At 60.5% G+C, this 6155-nt stretch carries 4 protein-coding genes and 1 rRNA gene; 3 read left to right on the top strand and 2 right to left on the bottom strand.

Annotation, left to right across the window (positions count from 1 at the left end):
* Nucleotides 1-94: 94 nt before the first annotated feature.
* Nucleotides 95-1583: ribosomal RNA gene (locus tag QA639_RS05590) — 16S ribosomal RNA — on the bottom strand.
* Nucleotides 1584-2593: 1010 nt separating this feature from the next.
* Between QA639_RS05590 and QA639_RS05585 the strand changes: the two genes are divergently transcribed.
* The 3 genes from QA639_RS05585 to QA639_RS05575 all read left to right on the top strand — a co-directional run bounded on the left by QA639_RS05585 (nt 2594) and on the right by QA639_RS05575 (nt 5588).
* Nucleotides 2594-4657, top strand: coding sequence for a M23 family metallopeptidase (locus QA639_RS05585; protein WP_050385646.1), 2064 nt, complete (start codon nt 2594-2596; stop codon nt 4655-4657).
* Nucleotides 4658-4868: 211 nt separating this feature from the next.
* Nucleotides 4869-5231 (top strand): SPW repeat protein, encoded by a 363-nt coding sequence (locus QA639_RS05580; RefSeq protein ID WP_157344023.1) that lies wholly within the window; start codon nt 4869-4871, stop codon nt 5229-5231.
* A gap of 99 nt (nt 5232-5330) precedes the next feature.
* Nucleotides 5331-5588, top strand: a complete 258-nt coding sequence (locus QA639_RS05575) for a hypothetical protein (protein ID WP_028333573.1) — start codon at nt 5331-5333, stop codon at nt 5586-5588.
* Nucleotides 5589-5592: 4 nt separating this feature from the next.
* On the opposite strand, the gene QA639_RS05570 is transcribed toward QA639_RS05575, so the two are convergent.
* Complete coding sequence (locus QA639_RS05570; protein ID WP_283089346.1) at nt 5593-6003, bottom strand: hypothetical protein; 411 nt, start codon at nt 6001-6003, stop codon at nt 5593-5595.
* Between the last annotated feature and the right edge of the window lie 152 nt (nt 6004-6155).

The following is a 6155-nucleotide window of genomic DNA, read 5'->3' as shown; positions in this document are numbered from 1 at the left end:
CCAATGGAGCTCAACAATCCTGAAACTGTTGGCCCCTGAATGTTTCTAAAACGATCCGATAGTGAGCGTGAGCTCGCTGAAGGATCATCCTTAGAAAGGAGGTGATCCAGCCGCAGGTTCCCCTACGGCTACCTTGTTACGACTTCACCCCAGTCGCTGACCCTACCGTGGCCGGCTGCCCCCTTTCGGTTAGCGCACCGTCTTCAGGTAAAACCAACTCCCATGGTGTGACGGGCGGTGTGTACAAGGCCCGGGAACGTATTCACCGTGGCGTGCTGATCCACGATTACTAGCGATTCCAACTTCATGGGCTCGAGTTGCAGAGCCCAATCCGAACTGAGACGGCTTTTTGAGATTTGCGAAGGGTCGCCCCTTAGCATCCCATTGTCACCGCCATTGTAGCACGTGTGTAGCCCAGCCCGTAAGGGCCATGAGGACTTGACGTCATCCCCACCTTCCTCGCGGCTTATCACCGGCAGTCTCCTTAGAGTGCTCAACTAAATGGTAGCAACTAAGGACGGGGGTTGCGCTCGTTGCGGGACTTAACCCAACATCTCACGACACGAGCTGACGACAGCCATGCAGCACCTGTCTCCGGTCCAGCCGAACTGAAGAACTCCGTCTCTGGAGTCCGCGACCGGGATGTCAAGGGCTGGTAAGGTTCTGCGCGTTGCGTCGAATTAAACCACATGCTCCACCGCTTGTGCGGGCCCCCGTCAATTCCTTTGAGTTTTAATCTTGCGACCGTACTCCCCAGGCGGAATGCTTAAAGCGTTAGCTGCGCCACTAGTGAGTAAACCCACTAACGGCTGGCATTCATCGTTTACGGCGTGGACTACCAGGGTATCTAATCCTGTTTGCTCCCCACGCTTTCGTGCCTCAGCGTCAGTATCGGGCCAGTGAGCCGCCTTCGCCACTGGTGTTCTTGCGAATATCTACGAATTTCACCTCTACACTCGCAGTTCCACTCACCTCTCCCGAACTCAAGATCTTCAGTATCAAAGGCAGTTCTGGAGTTGAGCTCCAGGATTTCACCCCTGACTTAAAGACCCGCCTACGCACCCTTTACGCCCAGTGATTCCGAGCAACGCTAGCCCCCTTCGTATTACCGCGGCTGCTGGCACGAAGTTAGCCGGGGCTTATTCTTGCGGTACCGTCATTATCTTCCCGCACAAAAGAGCTTTACAACCCTAGGGCCTTCATCACTCACGCGGCATGGCTGGATCAGGCTTGCGCCCATTGTCCAATATTCCCCACTGCTGCCTCCCGTAGGAGTTTGGGCCGTGTCTCAGTCCCAATGTGGCTGATCATCCTCTCAGACCAGCTACTGATCGTCGCCTTGGTGAGCCATTACCTCACCAACTAGCTAATCAGACGCGGGCCGATCTTTCGGCGATAAATCTTTCCCCGTAAGGGCTTATCCGGTATTAGCTGAAGTTTCCCTCAGTTGTTCCGAACCAAAAGGTACGTTCCCACGCGTTACTCACCCGTCTGCCGCTGACATATTGCTATGCCCGCTCGACTTGCATGTGTTAAGCCTGCCGCCAGCGTTCGCTCTGAGCCAGGATCAAACTCTCAAGTTGGACTTGAAACCTTGAACCGGCTGATCACAACGTTTGACGAGGTCCCACCATTCTTCATCGACCGAAGTCAACGAGCCGCCCGCGATTCACATCGTTGGCAGCGATGGTGTAACCTTTAAAACGTGTACCGCCGAAGTCTTTCGTCCACTCTCAGAAGTCAAAAGCCGAAGCTTTCAAGTATCCCGAGAGACGCAAGGACTCCGCCGTCCACGTTTCTCTTTCTTCATCTTCACTTGTCAAACAGCCCGGGATCCGATGACCCCACACCCTTAGAGGGTGGTTCTACCCTTCACCGACCGACAGTGAACCTCAACCGATTTATGTCGGCTGTTGTGTCACTCATCTAAGTGAGGAGCATCAGAGGCGCGTTCGCTCGCCTTGGTCAGTGACCCGGCGGCGCCGCGCTCAGTGGTTGGTTTATAGTCCCCACCCCTCGGGATTGTCAACGCCCATTGTCAACAAATCGTCGCACGCCCAAATCGCTTGTGCAGTGCGAAGAAATTGTCGTGCTTTCCGTGACTTAGGTCGGAGGTAAAAATTCGCCACCCAGCCCTCGCGGCAAAAAACTTTAAAAAAAGTTTGTCGCCGGGGAGCCCGTGAGGCCCTCCAAAACGGGTTCCAGCCGCCGCGGGGCCGGGCGGCGGGTATCGACCTGCTTTCAGGGAAGCTTTTCCACCTCAAATGCCGCACTTGAGCCACAATCCTGCGACGTTCTGGCTATAACGAATGCATTGAACCGCTCGTAACCTGTGGGGGCTGGGGCGGTTTTTCTGGGGGACCAGGCGATTTTCTCCAAGAATACGTCGCCTCTTCCCTTCGCGCGGCCGAGCAACATCGAGAGATCTGCACACCATTGACGTTCGAGATCGCGGCTAGCTAATGGCCATCGGCTTCTCGAATTCGATGCGTGTGGCTCGCCACACTGCCGAGATTCCTCTTCCGGGGATCAAGGTGGGGACGAGGATGAGCTGAGGACGATCGCAGTTGCCGGAATTTGGGGGGATATCGGGTTGAGCCAACGGGCGTCACGCGGAAGCGGCATTGGGCGCGAGACCGGGATGATCGATCTCGGTCACGAACCGCCGCTTTCAGTCGACGGCACCGAGGCCGCGGTGATCGACCGCCGCCGCGTCTCCGTTCAATGGTTTAGCGGCACCATTCTGACTGGACTATGTGGCGCGGCCCTGATCGGCGGCGCCGTTTTTGCGTCGCTCGATGGCGAGATGACCTTCGCCAAGGTGCCGGAGCGCGTCGAAGGCGCGCTGCGCGGCGCGTTCACCGGCAACGATCGCGTCGTCAGCCTGCACAAGGGCGACCGCCTGCCGCCGCCCAGCGAATCCTCCGCCTCCCGCAGCCTGGTGCGCGTGTCGACCGTGACCCGCGTCGGCAATCGCGACGTGATGCGGGTGCGGCCCTTCATCCGAATTTCCGGCAATCTCTCGATGACCACGAGCGATCTGTCGGCAAAAATCCCCGCGTTCAACGCGCAGCGTCTCTTGACCGATGTCGGCTCCGACACGCCGGCGGCGGCCGAGGATCCGAATGCCGCGGCCGAGCCCGACGCCGAGGTCTCCTTCGTCACCAAGGATCTCGGCTCCGTGCTTCCGAAGGCCAAACTCGCCGCCGTCGTCGCGCTCGACGACGTGCTGATGCGGGTCCGCGACGCCGCCAACTGGCGCGGCTCCGGCAATTCAGTGCGCTACGCTTCACTCGCCAATGCCACGGCTGACGCAAGCGGCGCCGGCCCCGACATGAGGATGGCCTACGCCGCCGAGGGCAACACCTCCGATCCCTATGCCGGCTTCGAGACCCGCGTGGTGCCGGAAAACGTCACCCTGCTGCCGAAGACCAAGGAGCAGGTCACCGGCGGCAATCCGGTCGGCGAACGGGTTCACGTCGTCAGGAAGGGCGACAGCATCACCTCGATCCTGCGCGATCAGGGCGCAACGCCCGACGAGGCGAAGGCGATCGCCGCAACGCTCGGTCCGCGCGGCCGCGAGGGCGGCCTGAAGGAAGGCCAGAAGGTACGAATCCTGATGGCGCCGGCCGCTCCCGGACCGAATGTCAGGCTGCAGCCCTATCGCGTGATCGTCGCCAACGAATCGGTCATCGAGGCCGTCGCTGCGCTGTCCGATCTCGGAAAATACGTTGCCGTCGACGTGCAGAGCATGAACACGGTCACCGAGACCGCCGACAATTCCAGCGACGATGACGAGGATGATGGCAGCGGCGTGCGGCTCTATCAGAGCATTTACGAGACCGCGCTGCGCAACAAGGTGCCGCCGACCGTCATCGAAGACATGGTCAAGATCTACTCCTACGACGTCGATTTCCAGCGCAAGGTCCAGCCCGGCGACTCGTTCGACGTGTTCTTTGCCGGCGAGGACGAGGGCGTCACCAGCACCGAAAAGACCGAAGTGCTCTACGCCGCGCTGACCGTGGGCGGCGAAACCAAGAAATACTACCGATTCCAGAGTTCGGACGACGGCCTCGTCGACTACTATGACGAGACCGGCAAGAGCGCGAAGAAGTTCCTGGTGCGCAAGCCGGTCAACAACGCGATCATGCGTTCGGGCTTCGGTGGCCGCCGCCACCCGATCCTCGGCTATGTGAAGATGCACACCGGCGTCGACTGGGCCACCGCTTACGGCACGCCGATCTTCGCTTCCGGCAACGGCGTGCTCGAGAAGGTCGGATACGAGGGCGGTTACGGCAAATATATCCGCATGAAGCATGCCAATGGCTATGAGACGGCCTACGGCCACATGTCGGCCTTCGCCAAGGGCATGGAGATCGGCAAGAAGGTGCGGCAGGGCCAGGTAATCGGCTTCGTCGGCTCGACCGGCCAGTCGACCGGCCCGCACGTCCACTACGAGATCCTGGTCAACGGCCGATTCGTCGACCCGATGCGCGTGAAGCTGCCGCGCGGCCGTTCGCTCGAAGGCCCCATGCTGGCGAACTTCGAGAAGGAGCGCGACCGGATCGAGGCCCAGATGTCCAGCCGCGGCAGCTCGCGAATCGTCTCGGACGCCACGAGCTCGACCTCGCAGACGCGCTCCATCACCAATCGCTGATTATTCTCCAGGCCACACGGGCCGTCTGACGACGCCGCTGCGCTCCCTTCGGAAGCTGATTGCGGCGTCCAAACAGGCGCCGCCGCACATCGGCGGCGGCGGCGATTTCCGCCAAAATCCCCCGGAATCCACCAATTTCGCGGAACAAGACGGGAACTCGAATGGCGGTCATCCAGTTGATTCGAAGGTAAAACCTCCAATGGAGGGAGTCATGGAGAACTGGACAAACGCAAAACTGTGTGACGTCGCAAACCTGATCCTCGGCGCGATTCTTTTCCTGTCGCCGTGGCTGTTCACGTTCGACGGCGGAACGGTTTCCGCCAACGCCCACATCGTTGGCATTGCGATGGCGGTCCTTGCGATCGCCGCGCTCGCAGCCTTCGCGGTCTGGGAGGAGTGGCTGAACCTCATCGTCGGACTTTGGGCGCTGGTCTCGCCGTGGGTCCTTGGTTTCCAGGGAGTCACCACCGCGATGACCGTGCACGTGGTCATCGGCATCGCAGTCGCGGTCCTTGCGGCGATCGAGCTCTGGATCATGTCCCAGCATCCGCCCCGGCTCACCACTCACAGCTGACGCTTCGAGCTCATCGATTCCTTACCCGCTGGCCGGTCCTTACCCGCTGGCCGGGATGGCCGGCGGGTAAGGGCATTTGCCCAATGAGGATATGCAACCATGACCCAACTCACCCGCGACGACGTGCTGAAAGCCGTCAGCCACGCCGACGACGTCACGATTGCGCGAATCATCGCATCCGGGGCAACGATCGCCGAGCTTGCCGAAGCGCAGGCGTGGCTCGCCAATGACGAGCCGCTGATGAATGACGGCAGGCCGCTGGCCACGGGCCGTGCCCGCGAGCTGGTCGACATCCTCACAGAGCTCGAATCTGCCGAGGACGACGAACCCTCGCCGCCCATCGCCCCGCCGGAATGAAAGCTTACGGCGCGAGGCTCGCGCAGATCAGGAAAACGATCCCGATTGCGGTCAACCCGAACGCGACGGCCGCGAGCGGCAGCAGCATGTCGATCGTCGCATGGGAGCTGTTGATCGTGCTGCCCCAGACCGCGAATTCGCCCCTCCGCCATTCGCCAAACGGAATCGGCCGCGCATGCGGATCGTGCCGATGGTCGTATCTCCGCCAGATCTGCGACAGCAGCCACGGCAGGAGCACCGCGACAAACAGCAACACCGTCACGAACATCAGCGACAGTTCCACCTCGCTCTGGCGGTCGAACAGAATCCAGGCCGACAGCACGAACCATCCGACCAGGCCTGCGGCTGTGCCGTAAACGCGCGGATGAAGATCGTCATAAACGGGCCGGTTATGGGCAATGAGGTGTCTGCTCATGCAATTCGCCTTCTGCTGAGGGCGACCGGCGGTGTGGCTTTGCAGGATGATGCAACGTGGCGCGCGAATCAGCCATGCGATTCGGGCCGAATACTTCCCTTTGGAGCTGCGCGGGATGTTGCCACGCCAGCCGATCATTCAGGATGAAAACG

This window comes from Bradyrhizobium pachyrhizi (assembly GCF_029714545.1).
Classification (GTDB): domain Bacteria; phylum Pseudomonadota; class Alphaproteobacteria; order Rhizobiales; family Xanthobacteraceae; genus Bradyrhizobium; species Bradyrhizobium pachyrhizi.
This window is presented reverse-complemented; position numbering and strand designations above follow the sequence as displayed.